General features: G+C 54.3%; 2 protein-coding genes and 1 pseudogene. 2 read left to right on the top strand and 1 reads right to left on the bottom strand.

What is annotated here, in order from left to right:
- A partial coding sequence (locus ACTG34_RS13595) for a class II aldolase/adducin family protein (RefSeq protein WP_439105413.1) occupies positions 1-516 on the top strand: 516 nt, incomplete at its 5' end.
- Complete coding sequence (locus tag ACTG34_RS13600; RefSeq protein WP_439105414.1) at positions 513-1,277, top strand: hydroxypyruvate isomerase family protein; 765 nt, start codon at positions 513-515, stop codon at positions 1,275-1,277. The genes ACTG34_RS13595 and ACTG34_RS13600, both read left to right, overlap by 4 nt.
- A gap of 55 nt (positions 1,278-1,332) precedes the next feature.
- On the opposite strand, the pseudogene ACTG34_RS13605 reads toward ACTG34_RS13600, so the two are convergent.
- Positions 1,333-2,187, bottom strand: a pseudogene (locus ACTG34_RS13605) (DNA gyrase subunit B); the annotation flags it as partial.

Consider the following 2,187-nt stretch of genomic DNA (forward strand, 5'->3'; position numbering starts at 1 on the left):
GGGACAAGTTTTGGACGCCTTGATCCTGCGCGTCTCAGTCGCTTTGACGCACGCGGACGATTGGTTTCAGGCGACCAGCCGACAAAGGAAATGCCACTGCATTCCGCCTTTTATGAGACGCGCAGCACCGCAGGGGCTGTGGTTCACCTACATTCGTGTCACTCGGTGGCGTTATCCATGACACCTGACGCAAATGAGGATGATTTTCTACCACCGTTCACACCCTACGGCATAATGAAGCTCGGGCGCGTCAAACTCCTCCCGTTCTTTCTTCCGGGGGATCCCGCAATGGGTGATGCAGTACGCGGGTTGGCCGGCAAGCGCTCTGCAGTGATGCTTGCCAATCATGGGCCTGTTGTTGCGGGCAAAGATGTCGAGGCCGCATGCAACGCCATCGAAGAGTTGGAAGAAACCGCCAAACTCGCACTTATGATGCGCAATATAGACGCGCGCATTCTAACCGCTGAACAAATCGGCGCCGTTGTCACTAAATTTGACGTGGAGTGGGATGCATGACTCAATTCTCTGCAAACTTGGGATTTCTTTGGACCGAACTGGCGTTACCCGATGCAATTCGCGCCGCGCACACCGCGGGGTTTGACGCCGTCGAATGTCACTGGCCCTACGACAACAACGCGCAAGATGTGAAGGCCGCGCTAGACGAAACTGGCCTTAAAATGCTCGGCCTCAACACGCGGCGCGGAGATGTCGCACAGGGCGAAAACGGATTGGCCGCACTAGTTGGACGCGAAGTTGACGCCCGCGCCGCGATTGACGAGGCACTTGCCTATGCTGTTGAAATAGACGCCGCCGCAGTTCACGTGATGGCGGGGTTTTCGTCTGGAATTGACGCGCACACCACGTTTATCGACAACCTTTCCTATGCGTGCAACGCCGCGTTGCCGCTTGGAAAGACCATACTTGTCGAACCGTTGAATCGACATGACGCACCCGGCTATTTTTTACAAACAACCGACCAGGCGCGCACCATCATCGAAACCGTATCACGGCCAAACTTGAAGTTAATGTTTGATTGCTACCACATCGGGCGCACAGAGGGCGATGTCGCGACACGCGCTAAAACGCTGTTGCCATTCATTGGCCATATCCAATTCGCATCGGTTCCCGATCGCGGTCCACCGGATAACGGAGAATTGGACTACTGGTTCCTATTTTCCGCTCTGGATGCCCTTGGTTGGACCGCACCTTTAGGAGCCGAATACAAACCAAATGGCGATACAGACGCGACATTGGGTTGGCTTAAAACACTTCGGTAATCAAAAAGGGCGGCGCATATTGCACCGCCCTTTTTCTGTTAGGTCTCGCGCTAGTTTACGCGTCGAGGTTCTCGACGTTCAGTGCGTTATCTTGGATAAACTCACGGCGTGGCTCAACGACATCCCCCATCAACTTGGTAAAGATATCATCAGCCTCAGCGAAATCATCGATTTTAACCTGTAAGAGAGTCCGCGCCTCTGGGTCCAGTGTCGTTTCCCAAAGCTGCTCAGGGTTCATCTCTCCAAGGCCCTTATAGCGTTGCAAAGATAGTCCTTTTTCGCCCTCTTCCAAGATCGCATTGAGCAGGTCAACAGGGCCATGGATAAGGGTTTCACGCTCTTTACGTATGAGGCGCGCAGGGTTTGTATAAATGCCGCCCGTGGCCTCGACTTCTTTATTGATGCGGCGTGCTTCGCCACCTCGCAAAATTGCACCGTCAAGGGTTCTGACCTCCTCGACCCCTCGCAAAACGCGCGTCAATCGAATGCCAACATCCTGCGTCGGGCGTCCTGTCCAACCACGCTCGTATTCAAGTGCGATCTGATCAAGGCGCTTAGCCACAATCTCAGCCGTTCCTGACAAATCAGAATCCACACGACCAGGCTCAAATGCCCCAGCAAGTGCTGCCTGCTCTATGATGTGACGCGGATAGTGCGTTGGGAAGGCTTCAAGAATACGTTTGAACGTACGCGCACCTTCGACAACGCGGGCAAGATCGGCACCCGCAATTTCCTCGCCGGATTTCAGCCGCAACACGGCACCATCGACACCTTGTTGAATAAGATACTCTTCCATCGCCGCTTGGTCTTTGAGGTAGACCTCGGACTTGCCGCGCGCAACTTTGTAAAGCGGCGGTTGCGCAATAAAGAGGTGCCCTTGCTCAATAAGCTGTGGCATCTGGCGAAAGAA

Source organism: Celeribacter marinus (genome assembly GCF_965656515.1).
GTDB classification, from domain to species: Bacteria; Pseudomonadota; Alphaproteobacteria; order Rhodobacterales; family Rhodobacteraceae; genus Celeribacter; species Celeribacter marinus_D.